The organism is Pseudomonas sp. SDT291_1_S447 (genome assembly GCF_054070155.1).
Genome location: NZ_JBSVXS010000124.1, coordinates 1 through 15,344 on the forward strand (window position 1 = coordinate 1; position 15,344 = coordinate 15,344).

A 15,344-nucleotide genomic window follows, 5' to 3' on the forward strand; every position below is an offset into this window, starting at 1 on the left:
GTTGATCGCATTCCCCTGTGGGAGCGAGCCTGCTCGCGAATAATCTTCCACACACCCCATTTTTGAAGGAGTTGATCAATGGAAAGCCCAACACACAACCTCCCATCACTATTCAAACAACTCGGCCTCCCCGACGAACCGGTCGACATCGACAAATTCATCGCCACCCATTCCCCGCTCAAACCCGACCTGCATTTGGCTGATGCGTTTTTCTGGACGAAGAGCCAAGCGGAGTTTTTACGGGACGAGATTCTGGATGACGCCGATTGGGCGGAGGTGGTGGATCAGTTGAATGTGTTGTTGCGCAAGGGGAGAGCGGGGTAATCGCTACGTTGGAAAAGGCCAGGCCCGTGCTGTATGAACCAGCGCCATAATCCAGATCACATCCTGATCTGACTGGTAGACAAGACGGTAGCTGGGATGGGGAATTAATTCGCGAGTGCCAGCAATGATGCCGACCGGGCCAATCTTGGGGTTCTGGGATAGGCGCGAAGCCGCTTCGGTGAAGCGGCGATCCATGTCGAGCGCTGCGCCTGGATTTTTTGCGTGAAGGTAGTCCCAGATTTTTTCGCGATCCTGTACGGCATTTTTACTCCAGATAATCTTCATCCTTGATTTTCTACCTGCCTGCGCCTGGCGGCGAATTGTGCTTCAACTTCCTCGTTGGACACACCTTCACCGGCTGCCATCGATTCTCTTGCAAGGTCGACTTTTCGTTGCAGGAAGGCTTCGTACTCTCGGGCTTCCTGTTGTGTGCGAACAAACTGACGCATCATTTCTCGCATGATCTGCGAAGCAGGGCGATGGGAGGCCTCTGCCTCCGCCATGAACTGCTCACGCAGCTCTGGTTCAAGCTTCATTGTAAAAACGGCTTGTTTTGACATCTGCAGATTCCTTCAAGGTTCTCGGTACTGACGAGGTATATACATCGTCATCACATGAATTAGAAAGCTTCAATTTGTGCGAGCGACCAGTGGAGCAATTTGTTTCAAAACTTGACTGAAATTCCCCTCCAATGCGATATTGATAGTTAGCAAACTAACAGTGTGCATTTTCCCGTGCCGAACGATCTCGACGCTCTCCAGATGAACATCAGCAGTGCCATGGTGGTAGCCGCCAGGCATTGGCGGAAGATCTGCCAGACCACGCTGGTCAACTACGGAATCTCCGAAGCCTGCGCCGTGCCGCTGTTGATGATCGGCCGCTTGGGCGAGGGCGTGCGCCAGGTGCAGGTGGCGCAGGCGGCCGGGATGGAGAGTCCGTCGCTGGTGCGTCTGCTCGATCAGTTGTGTCATTCCGGCTACGTCTGCCGCACCGAAGATGCCCAGGATCGCCGGGCCAAATGCCTGAGCCTGACCGACACCGGGCGTGAACTGGTGCAAGCGGTGGAGATCGAACTGGTGCGCTTGCGTCATGAGGTGCTCGAAGGCATCGAGCAAAGCGATCTGGAAGCTACGCTTCGGGTACTCAGAGCTTTTGAGGCGGCCAACCCGCCATGGGTGGTTAATTCTTGAACGGTTTTTTCTCCGGCATTCCGCCGGCCCGTGACTGGTTCTACGGGGTGCGGACTTTTGCAGCGTCGATGATCGCGCTGTACATCGCCTTGCTCATGCAAATGCCGCGTCCGTATTGGGCGATGGCCACGGTGTATATCGTCTCCAGCCCGTTTCTCGGGCCGACCAGTTCCAAGGCCTTATACCGCGCCATCGGGACTTTTCTCGGTGCCGCTGCGGCGGTTTTTTTCGTGCCGATGTTCGTGCAGAGCCCGTATGTGCTGGTGGTGGTCATCGCTTTGTGGACGGGCATTTTGCTGTTCCTGTCCCTGCAACTGCGCACGGCCAACAACTACGCATTAATGCTCGCCGGTTACACCTTGCCGCTGATTGCCTTGCCGGTGGTGGATAACCCGCTGGCGGTGTGGGACGTGGCGGAAGCGCGCACCGAAGAGATTTTCCTCGGCATCGCCGTTGCCGCGGTGGTCGGCGCGATGTTCTGGCCGCGTCGCTTGGCGCCAGTGTTCAACGACGCTGTGAGCAAGTGGTTCGCCGACGCAACGACCTATAGCCTGAAATTCCTCAGCCGCGACGTACAGCCCGAAGAAGTCACCGCCCTGCGCATGGCCATGGTCGCCAACTTCAACAGCCTCGAATTGATGATCGGCCAGTTGCCCCACGAAGGCGCACTACCGCAAACCGTGCGCAACACCAAAGAACTGCGCGGGCGGATGATTCATCTGTTGCCAGTGATCGATGCGCTGGAAGATTCGCTCTACGCCCTAGAGCGGCGCACACCAGAGCTGGTGGAAAAATTCGCACCGCTGCTGGCTGCAACCCGCGAATGGCTCGCTCATCAGGACGCCGATCTCGACCGCTGGCAAGCGCTGAAAGATCAGCTCGAAGCCCTGCAACCGAGTGCCGAAGCACTGGAAGACCGCAAACAACTGCTGTTCTCCAACTCGATTTATCGCCTCGGCGAATTCATCGATTTATGGCAGGACTGCCGCAGTCTGCAGGACGCGATTCTCTGCGAGCGCCAGGACAGCTGGCGCGCAGTCTACCGTCACTGGCGCCTCGGTCGTCTGACGCCGTTCATTGATCGTGGGCTGATGCTCTACTCGGCGGCCTCGACCGTTCTGGCGATCATTACCGCCTCGGTGCTGTGGATTCTGCTCGGCTGGCCGGACGGCGGCAGCGCGGTGATTCTCGCTGCGGTGGCCTGTAGCTTCTTCGCTTCGATGGACGACCCGGCACCGCAGATTTACCGGTTCTTTTTCTGGACCGGCATGTCGGTATTGTTCGCCAGCCTTTATCTGTTTTTGATTTTGCCCAACCTGCATGACTTCCCGATGCTGGTGCTGGCGTTTTCCATCCCGTTCATCTGCGTCGGCACCCTGACGGTGCAGCCGCGGTTCTTCCTCGGCATGCTGCTGACGCTGGTTAACACCTCCTCATTCATCAGTATTCAGGGGGCTTACGACGCGGACTTTTTTGCCTTCGTGAACTCCAACCTGGCGGGTCCATTAGGGCTGTTGTTCGCGTTTATCTGGACGCTGGTTGCACGCCCGTTCGGCGCTGAACTGGCGGCGAAACGCCTGACCCGCTTCAGTTGGAAAGACATCGTCCACATGACCGAACCGGCCAACCTTGCCGAACACCGCAAATTGGGCGTGCAGTTGCTCGATCGACTGATGCAGCACCTGCCGCGTCTGGCCCTCACCGGCCAGGACACCGGCATCGCCATGCGCGAAGTGCGGGTGGGCCTGAACCTGCTCGATTTGCTCGCCTACACCCCACGGGTGACCGGCGCGCCGAACGCGCTGTTGCAGCAAGTGGTCAGTGAAGTCGGCGAGTATTTCCGCGCTTGCCTCAAGGCTGGCGAACGCTTGCCGGCGCCAGCGCCGTTGCTGATGACCCTCGATCGCACTCGTCGCGCACTTAATGGCCACGGCGACGATGAAACCCGTCTGAACCTGTTGCACGCCTTGAGCGGTTTGCGTCTGGCGTTGTTGCCCGGCGTCGAATTCGTCTCCAGTGCCGACTCCGAAGAACCGCTGCCCGATGGAGCGCCCCTATGATCGGTGATCTGGACATCAGCGGCATTTTCCTGCCGACCCTGCTGGTGTTGATGGGCATCACTTATGTGCTGTTTTTGCTGGTGCATGCCGTGCTCACGCGCGTGCACTTTTACCGTCTGGTCTGGCACCGGGCATTGTTCAACGTGGCCCTCTACGCGGTACTGCTGTACGGCGTGGACTCACTCAGTCGATACCTGATGACATGAAAAAACCGTTTTTGACCATCGGTCGCGTGGTACTGACCCTGCTGATCGTGACTTTTGCCGTTGTCCTCGTCTGGCGCATGGTGATGTATTACATGTTTGCGCCATGGACCCGTGACGGCCACATTCGTGCCGACATCATCCAGATCGCCCCGGACGTGTCCGGTTTGATTCAGCAGGTTGAAGTGAAAGACAACCAGTTGATCAAGCGCGGCCAGGTGCTGTTCAGCATTGACCAGGACCGTTTCAAACTGGCCCTGCGTCAGGCCAAGGCGGCCGTCGCCGATCGCGAAGAAACCCTTGCCCAGGCCCAGCGTGAAGCCAAGCGTAACCGTGGCCTCGGCAATCTGGTGCCGGCCGAGCAACTGGAAGAAAGCCAGTCGAAGGTCGCCCGCGCGCAATCGGCGCTGGCCGAAGCCATGGTCACGGTGGACAGCGCTCAGCTCAACCTCGACCGCTCAGTGATTCGCAGCCCGGTGGACGGTTACGTCAACGACCGCGCGCCGCGTCCGCAGGAGTTCGTCACGGCCGGGCGTCCGGTGTTGTCGGTGGTCGACAGCAACTCGTTCCACATCGACGGCTATTTCGAAGAGACCAAACTCGACGGCATTCATGTCGGCCAGTCGGTGGATATTCGCGTAATCGGCGACCGCGCCAAACTGCGCGGACATGTTGAAAGCATCGTCGCCGGTATCGAAGACCGCGACCGGACCAGCGGCAGCAACCTGTTGCCGAACGTCAACCCGGCGTTCAGCTGGGTGCGGCTGGCACAGCGGATTCCGGTGCGGATTGCTTTTGATGACGTGCCGGAAGACTTCCGCATGATCGCCGGGCGTACCGCCACGGTGTCGATCATCGAAGACTCAAAAGTAGACGATAAAAAGCAGGAGCCCACGCAATGAGCAGGGCGCTGATGATCGTCGGGCTGGGCGTGATGCTGTCGGCCTGTCAGATGGTCGGGCCGGACTATCAGGTGCCTGAGGATGCGGCGGTGCAGCGCAAGGATTTTCAGGGTGAACTGGCCGTGGCCGGCAAACCGGTAGTCTCGGCGCCGGTGCCGGCGGATTGGTGGCGTCTTTATAAGGATGCGCGGCTGGATCAACTGGTGCAGCAGGCCATGGCCTCCAACACCGATTTGCGCGTCGCGGCGGCGAACCTGCAACGGGCTCGAGCTCAGGTCGATGAGGCCGAAGCAGCGGGCGGCTGGAGCGCAGGTGTGAAGATGGGCGCGCAGCGTTTGCAAGAGTCTGGTCAGGCATTCTTGCTGCCGGAAAAAGTCCCGGTCGATAACGTCGGTGACATCGGCATCAGCGCTTCTTATCAGTTCGATCTGTGGGGCACCTTGCAGCGTGGCATCGAAGGCGCCAAGGCCAATGCCGACGCGACCCAAGCCGCGGCAGACACGGCGCGGATCACCTTGGTGGCAGACGTCGTGCGTGCTTACACCCAAGTCTGCGCGGCCAATGAAGAACGGGAAATCGCCGAGCATTCCCTGGACCTGCAATCGCAAAGCACCACGCTGATCCAGCGTCTGCGCGACGCCGGACGTGGCGACGAAACCCAGGTCACCCGCTCGCAAACCCAATTCAAATCCCTGCGCGCCGACCTGCCTCGCTATGAAGCGGCGCGTCAGGCCGGCTTGTTCCGTCTGTCGATGCTGCTGGCAAAACCGGTTGATCAGTTGCCCGCCGGCACCGCGACCTGCGCCGAATTGCCGAAAATCGCCCAATTGGTGCCAGTCGGCGATGGCGCTGCGCTGCTCAAACGGCGCCCGGACATTCGCCAGGCCGAACGTCGTCTGGCCGCGTCGACCGCCGGGATCGGCGTCGCCACGGGCGAGTTGTATCCGGACATCAGTATCGGCGCGACCATCGGCACTGTTGGTCTCATCGATGACTTGGGTGATCCGTCGACCAACCGCTGGGGCTTTGGCCCGTCGCTGAGCTGGAAGGTGCCGACCAACGGCGCCCGCGCGCGAATCCGCGAGGCAGAAGCGGCGACCCAAGGCGCCTTGGCGCACTTCGACGGCGTGGTGCTCAACGCCATTCGCGAAACCCAGACCGGCCTCGCTCAGTACACCGCACTACTTCAGCGGCGCGACGCACTGGCCGATGCCGAGCAATCGGCGAAACTGGCCGCAGACCAGACCCACCGCTTCTTCCAGGCCGGCCGCGAGTCGTTCCTCGCCGACCTGCAAGCAACGCGCACCTACACCGATGTCACCGCGCAACTGGCCGCCGCCAACACCCAGGTTGCGATGAGCCAGATCGATTTGTTCCTCGCCTTGGGCGGCGGCTGGGAAAGCGGACGAACGCACGCTCCAAGCCCGAGCAAACCCTGAGGCCATAGCTATGCTTTGAAGTGTTGAAAGGGCGCCTCGTGCAAAGCACCCTTTCAGCGCACATTGCTAGCGCTGGTCTAGGGGAAACCAATAATGAAAAACCCTTACGCTCTCGGCTTCTGGTGCGCCCTCGCAGCGCTGGTGCTGCTCTCGGCCACCTATTTCTACGGCATCATGCTGGCCCACCAGATCGACAAGGCCATGGTTTTCCTCGACAGCGCCGTTGCGCTGATTGCGGTCATGGCAATCGTCGTGGTCGCCTGGGCGTCGCTCCAGGTGCAGCGCGTGAAGAAACGGCAGCTTGAACAGGGCAAGACCCTGGTGCTGATCTGGGACACCAAAGTCGCCCTGCGTCGGGTCGAAACCGTGTTCGACCGGTATTTCTGGGGCAGTTACTGGCAGCCGGGACGGACCTTCGCCGAGGTCATGGGCGAACTCACCGGCACGCCGCTGGAAAAAAGCCTCGAAGCGCTGAAAAAGCAGTGCCTGGAACTCGACAAGCAGATTGATGGCGAGGGCTGGCATTGGCTCAACAATGCCCGGGAATTGTCCGATGTCGCTACCGCCATGGCCCGCGAGCGTTATCAACTGGATTTCTGCGATCCGCGCGCCGACGGGCCGGGTGGGGCGGTGATAGATCGGGATTTTGAAGTGCTGGTCTACACCTGGACCGCGCGGCTCAAAAGCTTTGATCATCAACTGGATGAGATCGAGGTTCAGTATTCCTGATTCTCGCTGAATCGACCTGCCTCATCGCGAGCAGGCTCACTCCTACATTTGGAATGCGTTTCCCTGTAGGAGTGAGCCTGCTCGCGATAGCGCCCTAAAAAACAGCGAAACTCTTCCAGCCTGGCGACTGTCCACTCTCCCCATAGACACTCTTTAACCTTTAAACATTGGGCCACCTTGCGCGCCCGGTGCTAATCTCCACCGCTGAATTCAGCGCAGTCGAGCCGCGACCCGGTCACGGGTTCAGGGAAGACGACCACACTCACAGCCACGGAAATCGATCAGGTCATTCATGAATAAATCAGCAGGCGTGCTCCTCGGAATTGTTGTTGCCATCGGCGCGATCAGCGCAGGCGGGGCCTGGTATACCGGGACCAAGATCGAAGGCGTGCTCAACAACGCTGTCAGCAATGCCAACCAAGAGCTGCAAACGGCCATGGCCGGTTCCAATGGCACTGCGTCGCTGGAACTGGTGTCGCTGGAGCGCCACACCTTCACCAGCACCGCGCACTACCGCCTCAAAGGTGAAGGCGAGATGTTCGGCGATGCACCGGTCGAACTGCTGTTCGTTGACCACATCGAACATGGCCCGCTGCCGTTCTCGCGTCTGGTTTCGCTGAAATGGCTGCCAGTCATGGCCACCAGCAACTATGAGCTGGAAAAGAATCCGGCCACCGAGAAGTGGTTCGCCGCCACCAAGGGCGCCGCGCCGCTCAAAGGCGTGACCAGCATCGGCTATGACGAATCCACCACCAGCACCCTCGATCTGCTGCCGTTCGAAACCGCGCTGGATGAGCAGTCGAGCCTGAAGTTCTCCGGTCTGACCATGAACATCTCCGCTAATGCCAAAGCGCAGAAGGTCAAGGCAGACGGCTACATGGACAACCTGAAACTGGTCACCGTCGCTGAAGACCAAGCGCCGGTGCAGGTCGAACTCAACGGTCTGACCCTGGCCAGCAACCTCGCCAAGAGCAGCTACGGCTACTACACCGGGGAAAACACCCTGGTGCTGACCAACAGCAAAACCACTTTCGGTACCAAGCAGTCGGTCCTCGGTGTGAAGAACTTCGAAATGAAGAACCTCACCGAAGAAAACGGCAGCAATGCCTCGGGTCGTGCGGACTACAAGATTGGCGAAGTCAGCCTCAACGACAAGAAAGTCGGCTCGGCGAACATGGCCATGAGCCTGAAAAACCTCGACATCCCGTCGACGATGTCGCTGATGCAGATTTACCAGACCAAACTGCAGCCTTATGAAAAAGCTGCGGCCGAAGCTGCGGCCCAGGGCTTGCCAGCGCCGGAGCTGAACCTGACCGAAGCGGAAAATGCACAAGTCAAAGCCGATCTGCAAAAACTGCTGGCCGCCGGCCCACAGTTTGCGCTGGAAAACCTCTCGTTCAATACCGCCAACGGTGAGAGCAAGGCCAATCTGGTCATTGACCTGACCAAACCGCAATCGATGGATCTGCCGCCGGATCAGTTGGGCAAACAACTGATCGCGTTGCTCGACCTGAATATCCAGGTATCGAAGCCGATGCTGGTCGATCTGCTCAGCGTGCAGGCACAGCTGGATGGTCAGACCGATGCCAAAGCCATCGTCGATCAGTCCAAGGAAGCGGCCGATATGTTCGCGGGCATGGCGGTCGGTTCGCAGTTGGCAGTCGTCGACGGCAGCAACGTCGTGACCAAGCTGCATTACGCCGCCAATCAGGTCGAATTCAACGGCCAGAAGATGACCGTCGAGCAGTTCGTCGGCTTCCTGATGAGCAAGTTCGCAGGCGTCACGCAAGTGCAGTGATTCTGCGTTCTTGATAGCAACGCCCGGCCTCTGTATCGCACAGACGCCGGGCGTTTTGCTGTCTGGCGTTCGGGTTTTCGGCTGAACCGCCAGCACGATTCTGAACAATTATTGTGTTCTGGATATTGCTCTGCGCTTGCGTGCAAGACTGCCTGACTAAGCTTGGCCGTTGCATGTGCATTGGCGGCCACCGTTACGAATGGGCAAGGAGGGCATTGCGACCCGGCTGGCCATGTAAGGATGCTGACGAATGCCGCGGATTGATGTTCCCGTATTACATCGTGGTTTACGCCCTTTGTTTCGAGTCGCGCTGTGCAGCCAGTTGCTCTGGCCGGCACTGGCGTTTGCCGATACACCCTACGATCAGATGGTGCGTGATGCCCGTGCCGGGCAAACCACACCTGCGCTAACGGTTTTGCGTCAGGTGCCGCCCGGCCAGTCGACCACCGGGCAGATCAGCGATCACCTGCAAATCGCCAGTTGGGCCGGACTCGACGCCGAAGTGGTGCAGGTCTATGAAACCCAGGCCCGCGACCGCGTGCTGCCGGTGCAGGCGCTGACCGCCACTGCGCGCGCCTACCGCAACCTCAAACGCTGGGATCAAGCCACTCAGGTCTACAACAAGGCCCTAGCGCTGGAGCCGGATAACGCCGACCTGCAACTGGGCCTGGCCCTGACTCAGGCGGATGCCGGCAAACCCGACGAAGCGGTGACCCGCGCCAAAGTACTGGTGGCGGCCAAGCCTGATGATCCTTCCCGTCGTTTGGCGCTGGGCTACGCGTTGACCCGCGCCGGCAAACAGTACGACGCCCTGTTCGAATTCGATCAAGCCTTCAAACGCGCCGGCAGCAAACCGGAAGTCGCCCGCGAATATGTGGTCGCTCTGCAAAAGGCGCGTCTGCCGGAACCGGCGTTGCGTCTGGCCAATCAGCGTCCGGGGTTGATCGATCCGGTCACGCTGCGTCGCCTCGAAGGCGATCTGGCCGCCGAGCGCGTGCGTCTCGCCGAACTCGCCACCCGCAGTGAAAAAGAACGCTACGTCATCGCCGATCGCGCGCTGGCCGATTACGACAAACTGCTCGCCACTTGGACGCCGGACGCGACCGCTCACGACGACGTGATTCGCTGGCGCATCGACCGCATGGGGGCGCTCAAGGCCCGGGCGCGCACTGCCGACGTCATCACCGAATACCAGAAGCTGCAAGCCGAGGGCGTGAAGATTCCGACCTACGCCCTGCGCTGGGTAGCGGCGTCGTATCTGGATCAACGTCAGCCGGAAATCGCCACCGACCTGTATCGCCAAGTGCTGGCGGCGCCGGACGCCGATGTCGGTGATCGACTCGTAGACACCACTGCGCTGTACTACTCGCTGCTGGAAAGCGACCGCGCTGATGAGGCGCGCCAAGTCGCTGAGGACGCCGCCAAGTCCCAGCGTCCGCGTGTCGAACTCAAAGGGCTGCCTATCGGCAACCCCAACGATGAATGGATGGACGCCCAGCAATTGGCCGCTCAGGCCGGCACTTACGGTTCCGACTTGCCTCACGGTGAGGAGCGTTTGCAGACCTTGGTCGATCAAGCGCCGGGTAACGTCGGTTTACGTCTGGCTCAGGCCGATCTGTACCTGGCCCGCCAATGGCCGCGTCGCGCGGAAAACCAGCTCAAGGAAACCGAGAGCATGGTGCCGCGCGACATGGGCCTGGAAGTCGCGCAGGCGCGCACCGCCATGACGCTGCAGGAATGGCGGCAGATGGATGCGCTGACCGACGACGTCGTCGCGCGTTACCCGGACAACCGCCAAGTGCAGCGTCTGGCCCGTGAGCGCGAAGTGCATGACATGTCCGAGCTGCGCGTCGAAGCCTACGGCGGCAAGGCCAACGGTGGCGGCAGTGGCGATGCCGGAGCCGTAAGCGGCAGCCGCGATTTCGGCATCCAGACCACCCTGTACAGCCCGCCGATCGATGAAGACTGGCGCGTGTTCGCCGGGGCCGGTTATGCCACCGGCGACTTCGCCGAAGGCACCGGGCACCACCGCTTCCAGCGCGTTGGCCTGGAGCGACGCACCCGCGACATGACCCTCGAAGCGGAAGTGTCCAATCACGATTACGGCTTTGGCGACAAACAGGGCGCGCGTCTGGCGATCGCCCGCGACATCAACGACCACTGGCAATACGGCGGCAGCCTCGAATACTTGTCGGCTGAAACCCCGCTGCGCGCGCTCAACAGCGACATCAAAGCCAATGGCGGCAGCGGTTTCATCCGCTGGCGCGCCAATGAGAGCCGTGAATGGCGTCTGTCGGTCAGCCCGTCGCACTTCAGCGATGGCAACAACCGCGTCGAAGCCTTGCTCACCGGTCGTGAGGGCGTTTATAGCGCGCCGAACGTGCAGGTCGATGCGGGCCTGGAAGTCGGCACCAGCCACAACTCCAAGTCCGATGACGTGCCGTATTTCAACCCGAAATCCGACTTCAGCGTGATGCCGCTGGTCAACGTCAATCACGTGCTTTACCACCGCTACGAAACCTCCTGGAGCCAACAATTCCAGGCCGGCGCGGGAACGTACAGCCAGCGTGATCACGGCACCGGTGGCATGGCCCTGCTCGGTTACGGCCAGCGTTATGCCTGGAACGACGTGTTCGAGGTGGGCGGTTTGTTCAGTGTGATCAACCGGCCCTACGACGGTGATCGGGAGACCGATTTGCGTCTGCTCGTCGACCTCACTTTCCGCTTCTAGAAGAGTTTGAAGATGCCTTTGATTTCGCGTTTCATCCTTCTGCTGGGAGCGCTGCTGGTCAGCGCCTGCGCCCAGCAAGCTCCGGCCTTCGCGCCGCCGTCCGAGCGTCCGCTGGCGGCCAGCGAAAAACCGTGGCCGAAAAACCACGTGCTTGGCATCGCCTATCACGATGTCGAAGACCGTGACCCCGATCAGGCGGTGGTGGCGGTGCGCACCGAGCGCATGATCGAACAGCTCGCCTGGTTGCGCGAGAACGGCTACAAACCGGTCACGGTCGACCAGATCATGGCCGCGCGCAAGGGTGGTCCGGAGCTGCCGGCGAAAGCGATTCTGCTCAGTTTCGACGACGGTTATTCGAGCTTCTACACCCGCGTCCTGCCGGTACTGCGCGCCTATAACTGGCATGCCTTGCTGGCGCCGGTCGGCAGCTGGATCGACACGCCACTCAATCAACCGGTGGATTTCGCCGGTGCTCCGCGTGCGCGTTCCGACTTTCTGACTTGGGATCAGATCCGCGAAATCTCACGCTCCGGGCTGGTGGAAATCGCTGCTCACACCGACGCCAATCACAAAGGTATTCTGGCCAACCCGCAGGGCAACCTGCAGCCTGCGGCGGCCACCCGGCGTTATGACCCAGTGACCAAGCGTTATGAATCCGAGGCTGATTTCCAGGCGCGGATCCGCACTGACGTGAACAACATCTCGGAAAAAATCCGCAAGGCTACCGGCAAGAAACCCCGCGTCTGGGTCTGGCCGTATGGCGCGGCGGACGGCACATCGCTGACCGTGGTCGGTGAGCAGGGCTATGAAATGGCCCTGACGCTGGACGACGGTCTCGACGCCCTCGACAACCTGATGAGCAGCCCGCGTTTCCTCGTCGCCTCCGACCCTGACGGCGAGCACTTCGCCAACAGCATCGTTGGCGTGCAGTCGGATCTGCCCATGCGGGTGGTGCATGTCGATCTGGACAACGTCTACGACCCGGACCCGGCGCAACAAGACATCAATCTCGGCAAACTGGTGCAGCGCATGGCGGACATGGGCGCCAACACGGTGTTCCTGCAGGCCTTCGCTGATCCGAAAGGTGATGGTCTGGTGCACTCGCTGTACTTTCCCAACCGTCACCTGCCGGTGCGCGCCGATATCTTCGACCGTGTTGCCTGGCAACTGCGCACCCGTGCCCATGTGAAGGTGTTTGCGTGGATGCCGGTGCTGAGTTTCGGCCTCGATTCGAAACTGCCACGGGTAACTCGCTGGGATCCGAATACCGGTATCACCGCAGTGGACCCGAATCAGTATCAGCGCCTGTCGCCGTTCGATCCCGAGGTGCGGCAGATCATCGGTGAAATCTACGAGGATGTGGCGCGCCTGACCTCGGTCGACGGCATCCTCTATCACGACGATGCGCTGCTGTCGGACTTTGAAGATGCCAGCCCTGAAGCCTTGAAAGCCTACGCCGCCCAAGGTTTGCCCGGCTCGATTGCCGCGCTGCGCGACGACCCGGCCGCGATGCAGCGCTGGACGCGCTTCAAGAGCAGATATCTCATCGACTTCACCAACGAGCTGACCGCCAAAGTCCGTGCGATTCGCGGTCCGCAGGTGCAGACCGCACGCAATATTTTCGCCGAGCCGATGCTCAATCCACACAGCGAAGAGTGGTACGCACAGAACCTCGATGACTTCCTCGCGACCTACGACTGGACAGCGCCGATGGCCATGCCGCTGATGGAAAAACAGACCCAGGCAGAGTCCGGCCCGTGGCTGGAAGCGCTGGTGGCCACGGTCAAGAAACGCCCCGGCGCGCTGGATCGCACGGTGTTCGAGTTGCAGGCGCGGGACTGGACGAAAAAGGATCAGGCCGACATCGACGGCGCGCATCTGGCCGATTGGATGGGCCGTCTCAAGCGTCAGGGCGCGACCAGTTTCGGCTACTACCCGGACAACTTCCTCGACAACCTGCCGGACCTGAAAACCGTAAGGCCTGCGCTCTCCAACAAATGGAATCCATAACATGCTGGATAGACTGTTAGCCCTGCTTGTTCTGGCGCTCGTGCTCGGCGTGCCGCTGGGCCTGATCTTCCTGGTTACCGGGCAGTTCCTGATGGACTTCGTGTTCTTCTACCCACTGTTCATGTCCGGGTTGTGGATCGCCGGTGGCCTGTATTTCTGGCTGCACTGGGAGCGCCACTGGCCGTGGCAGGACGACACCTTGCCGCCGCCACTGGAAGGCGAACCGCTGATCTCGATCCTGATCCCTTGCTACAACGAAGGTGACAACGCCGCCGACACCATCCACGCGGCGCTGGCCCAGCATTACCCGAACATCGAAGTCATCGCGATCAACGACGGCTCAAAGGACAACACCGCCGAAGTGCTCGATGCGCTGGCCAAGGAAGATCCGCGTCTGCGCGTGCTGCATCTGGCGGAAAACCAGGGCAAGGCTGTCGCGCTGCGCATGGGGGCGATCGCTGCGCGCAGTGAGTATCTGGTGTGCATCGACGGTGATGCGCTGCTGGCACCGAATACAGCGGCGTATCTGGTTGCGCCGATGCTGGATAACGCGCGTCTCGGCGCGGTGACCGGTAACCCACGGATACGCACACGCTCGACGCTGGTCGGACGGGTGCAGGTGGGTGAGTTCTCGTCGATCATCGGGCTCATTAAGCGTACGCAACGGGTGTTCGGGCGGATCTTTACTGTGTCCGGCGTGATCGTCGCGTTCCGCCGTACCGCGCTGAACCGCGTCGGTTACTGGAGCCCGGACATGATCACCGAGGACATCGACATCAGTTGGAAGCTGCAACTCGATCACTGGAGCATCTTCTACGAGCCGCGTGCGTTGTGCTGGATTCTGATGCCGGAAACCCTCGGCGGCCTGTGGAAGCAGCGTTTGCGCTGGGCGCAGGGCGGCGCCGAAGTGCTGTTCAAGAACATTCGCGGCATCTGGCAGTACCGCCATCGTTATCTGTGGCCACTGCTGTTCGAATACTGCCTGTCGACCGGTTGGGCGTTTACCTTCCTGCTGTCGGTGATTTTCTGGGGCGTGGGCAAATTTGTGGTCATGCCGGAGGCGATCGCGGTGGATCACCTGATGCCGCCGGCGTTTACCGGGTTGCTGCTGGCGTTTGTCTGTCTGGTGCAGTTCGCGGTCAGCATCGTCATCGACCGGCGCTATGAGCCGGGATTGGGCCGCACGATGTTCTGGGTGGTCTGGTATCCGTTGGTGTTCTGGCTTATCAGCCTGCTGACCACGCTGGTCAGCTTCCCCAAAGTGCTGTTCGGCCAACATCAGAAACGTGCGCGTTGGGTCAGTCCTGACCGGGGCATCAAACCGATCGGCGACGACGAAGAGGAGGTCATCAAATGAAAATCATCCGGACTCGCCAGCGGCCCTTTCTGGTAGTGATCGATGTGATCCTCACCGTGGTGGCCTGGGTTGGCCTGCTGTTTCTGCTGATCCGTGGCTTGTGGCCACTGGTCGAAACTCATGCGGGCGGGCCGCTGATCGATAAATCGGCGTTCGACGCGCTGGGTACTCTGCAGATTTATCTGTGGATTGCCTTGGTCAACGCGGTGATTCTGATTGGTTGGGCGCGTTATCAACAGCGCAAAAGCCGCAGTTTCGCCCAGCGGCGGTTGCCTTCACCGGTGATTGACGATGAAGGCCTGAGCAGGAGTTTCAAACTCTGCGATGACCGCTTTCAGAAGTTGCGCACACCTGGGGTGATGACCATTCATAACGATCAGGAAGGCGACATCAGCCATGTGGTGACGCATTTCTGGCCGGTGCAAAAGGAAGAGTTGCCTCCACCATTGGCACCGCTCGAGCATCCGCGCGTGATCTTTCTGCATGCCGAGGATGACGATAATCGCGAACCCCTTACCCGGCTTTGATCGTTCCCACGCTCTGCGTGGGAATGCCTCTTGGGACGCTCCGCGTCCAGTGACGCGGAGCGTCACGGGCTGCA

The 15,344-nt window shown here is 60.5% G+C and carries 14 protein-coding genes; 12 read left to right on the forward strand and 2 right to left on the reverse strand.

The genetic code is table 11. The annotated features are described in order from the left end of the window. Positions 1-78: 78 nt before the first annotated feature. Positions 79-324: a DUF2789 domain-containing protein gene (locus tag ACW9IR_RS24860; protein ID WP_457465337.1), complete on the forward strand. Its 246-nt coding sequence runs from the start codon at positions 79-81 to the stop codon at positions 322-324. A 3-nt stretch (positions 325-327) separates the two neighbouring features. On the opposite strand, the gene ACW9IR_RS24865 is transcribed toward ACW9IR_RS24860, so the two are convergent. Together ACW9IR_RS24865 and ACW9IR_RS24870 are read right to left on the reverse strand one after the other, a co-directional pair. Further along, positions 328-609 carry a type II toxin-antitoxin system RelE/ParE family toxin gene (locus ACW9IR_RS24865; RefSeq protein WP_007917707.1) on the reverse strand — a complete coding sequence of 94 codons (282 nt, stop codon included), beginning with the start codon at positions 607-609 and terminating at the stop codon, positions 328-330. After that, complete coding sequence (locus ACW9IR_RS24870; protein WP_007917706.1) at positions 606-884, reverse strand: CopG family ribbon-helix-helix protein; 279 nt, start codon at positions 882-884, stop codon at positions 606-608. Before ACW9IR_RS24870 ends, ACW9IR_RS24865 begins: the two co-directional genes overlap by 4 nt. A 201-nt stretch (positions 885-1,085) precedes the next feature. On the opposite strand from ACW9IR_RS24870, the gene ACW9IR_RS24875 reads away from it, so the two are divergent. From ACW9IR_RS24875 to pgaD, 11 genes are all read left to right on the forward strand, one after another. Then, a complete protein-coding gene (locus tag ACW9IR_RS24875) occupies positions 1,086-1,514 on the forward strand; it encodes a MarR family winged helix-turn-helix transcriptional regulator (RefSeq protein ID WP_038367319.1) in 429 nt (142 codons plus the stop codon). Continuing rightward, positions 1,511-3,574, forward strand: coding sequence for an FUSC family protein (locus tag ACW9IR_RS24880; RefSeq protein WP_457465338.1), 2,064 nt, complete (start codon positions 1,511-1,513; stop codon positions 3,572-3,574). Before ACW9IR_RS24875 ends, ACW9IR_RS24880 begins: the two co-directional genes overlap by 4 nt. Beyond that, the gene (locus ACW9IR_RS24885; protein WP_007917703.1) at positions 3,571-3,780 is read left to right on the forward strand and encodes a DUF1656 domain-containing protein; all 210 of its coding nucleotides are present in this window, start codon (positions 3,571-3,573) and stop codon (positions 3,778-3,780) included. Before ACW9IR_RS24880 ends, ACW9IR_RS24885 begins: the two co-directional genes overlap by 4 nt. Then, the gene (locus tag ACW9IR_RS24890; RefSeq protein WP_102899656.1) at positions 3,777-4,679 is read left to right on the forward strand and encodes an efflux RND transporter periplasmic adaptor subunit; all 903 of its coding nucleotides are present in this window, start codon (positions 3,777-3,779) and stop codon (positions 4,677-4,679) included. The genes ACW9IR_RS24885 and ACW9IR_RS24890 overlap by 4 nt, the downstream gene beginning before the upstream one ends. After that, on the forward strand, positions 4,676-6,118 hold the full coding sequence (locus ACW9IR_RS24895; RefSeq protein WP_457465339.1) for an efflux transporter outer membrane subunit: 1,443 nt from the start codon (positions 4,676-4,678) through the stop codon (positions 6,116-6,118). The genes ACW9IR_RS24890 and ACW9IR_RS24895 overlap by 4 nt, the downstream gene beginning before the upstream one ends. 93 nt (positions 6,119-6,211) lie before the next feature. Further along, on the forward strand, positions 6,212-6,847 hold the full coding sequence (locus tag ACW9IR_RS24900) for a hypothetical protein (protein ID WP_016987623.1): 636 nt from the start codon (positions 6,212-6,214) through the stop codon (positions 6,845-6,847). Positions 6,848-7,139: 292 nt separating this feature from the next. Beyond that, complete coding sequence (locus tag ACW9IR_RS24905; RefSeq protein WP_102899654.1) at positions 7,140-8,645, forward strand: YdgA family protein; 1,506 nt, start codon at positions 7,140-7,142, stop codon at positions 8,643-8,645. A gap of 250 nt (positions 8,646-8,895) precedes the next feature. Continuing rightward, complete coding sequence (pgaA, locus tag ACW9IR_RS24910) at positions 8,896-11,376, forward strand: poly-beta-1,6 N-acetyl-D-glucosamine export porin PgaA (RefSeq protein ID WP_110720839.1); 2,481 nt, start codon at positions 8,896-8,898, stop codon at positions 11,374-11,376. 12 nt (positions 11,377-11,388) lie between these two features. Beyond that, a complete protein-coding gene (gene pgaB, locus ACW9IR_RS24915; protein ID WP_457465340.1) occupies positions 11,389-13,386 on the forward strand; it encodes a poly-beta-1,6-N-acetyl-D-glucosamine N-deacetylase PgaB in 1,998 nt (665 codons plus the stop codon). A gap of 1 nt (position 13,387) precedes the next feature. Then, positions 13,388-14,743, forward strand: a complete 1,356-nt coding sequence (gene pgaC, locus ACW9IR_RS24920) for a poly-beta-1,6-N-acetyl-D-glucosamine synthase (RefSeq protein WP_095047042.1) — start codon at positions 13,388-13,390, stop codon at positions 14,741-14,743. Next, on the forward strand, positions 14,740-15,270 hold the full coding sequence (pgaD, locus tag ACW9IR_RS24925) for a poly-beta-1,6-N-acetyl-D-glucosamine biosynthesis protein PgaD (RefSeq protein ID WP_102899651.1): 531 nt from the start codon (positions 14,740-14,742) through the stop codon (positions 15,268-15,270). Before pgaC ends, pgaD begins: the two co-directional genes overlap by 4 nt. Positions 15,271-15,344: the final 74 nt, after the last annotated feature.

What these genes read in the sequence shown, in the direction of transcription:
- ACW9IR_RS24860 (WP_457465337.1), top strand. Translation starts at nt 79, where the DNA reads ATGGAAAGCCCAACACACAACCTCCCATCACTATTCAAACAACTCGGC.
- ACW9IR_RS24865 (WP_007917707.1), bottom strand. Translation starts at nt 609, where the DNA reads ATGAAGATTATCTGGAGTAAAAATGCCGTACAGGATCGCGAAAAAATC.
- ACW9IR_RS24870 (WP_007917706.1), bottom strand. Translation starts at nt 884, where the DNA reads ATGTCAAAACAAGCCGTTTTTACAATGAAGCTTGAACCAGAGCTGCGT.
- ACW9IR_RS24875 (WP_038367319.1), top strand. Translation starts at nt 1,086, where the DNA reads ATGAACATCAGCAGTGCCATGGTGGTAGCCGCCAGGCATTGGCGGAAG.
- ACW9IR_RS24885 (WP_007917703.1), top strand. Translation starts at nt 3,571, where the DNA reads ATGATCGGTGATCTGGACATCAGCGGCATTTTCCTGCCGACCCTGCTG.
- ACW9IR_RS24890 (WP_102899656.1), top strand. Translation starts at nt 3,777, where the DNA reads ATGAAAAAACCGTTTTTGACCATCGGTCGCGTGGTACTGACCCTGCTG.
- ACW9IR_RS24895 (WP_457465339.1), top strand. Translation starts at nt 4,676, where the DNA reads ATGAGCAGGGCGCTGATGATCGTCGGGCTGGGCGTGATGCTGTCGGCC.
- ACW9IR_RS24900 (WP_016987623.1), top strand. Translation starts at nt 6,212, where the DNA reads ATGAAAAACCCTTACGCTCTCGGCTTCTGGTGCGCCCTCGCAGCGCTG.
- ACW9IR_RS24905 (WP_102899654.1), top strand. Translation starts at nt 7,140, where the DNA reads ATGAATAAATCAGCAGGCGTGCTCCTCGGAATTGTTGTTGCCATCGGC.
- pgaA (WP_110720839.1), top strand. Translation starts at nt 8,896, where the DNA reads ATGCCGCGGATTGATGTTCCCGTATTACATCGTGGTTTACGCCCTTTG.
- pgaB (WP_457465340.1), top strand. Translation starts at nt 11,389, where the DNA reads ATGCCTTTGATTTCGCGTTTCATCCTTCTGCTGGGAGCGCTGCTGGTC.
- pgaC (WP_095047042.1), top strand. Translation starts at nt 13,388, where the DNA reads ATGCTGGATAGACTGTTAGCCCTGCTTGTTCTGGCGCTCGTGCTCGGC.
- pgaD (WP_102899651.1), top strand. Translation starts at nt 14,740, where the DNA reads ATGAAAATCATCCGGACTCGCCAGCGGCCCTTTCTGGTAGTGATCGAT.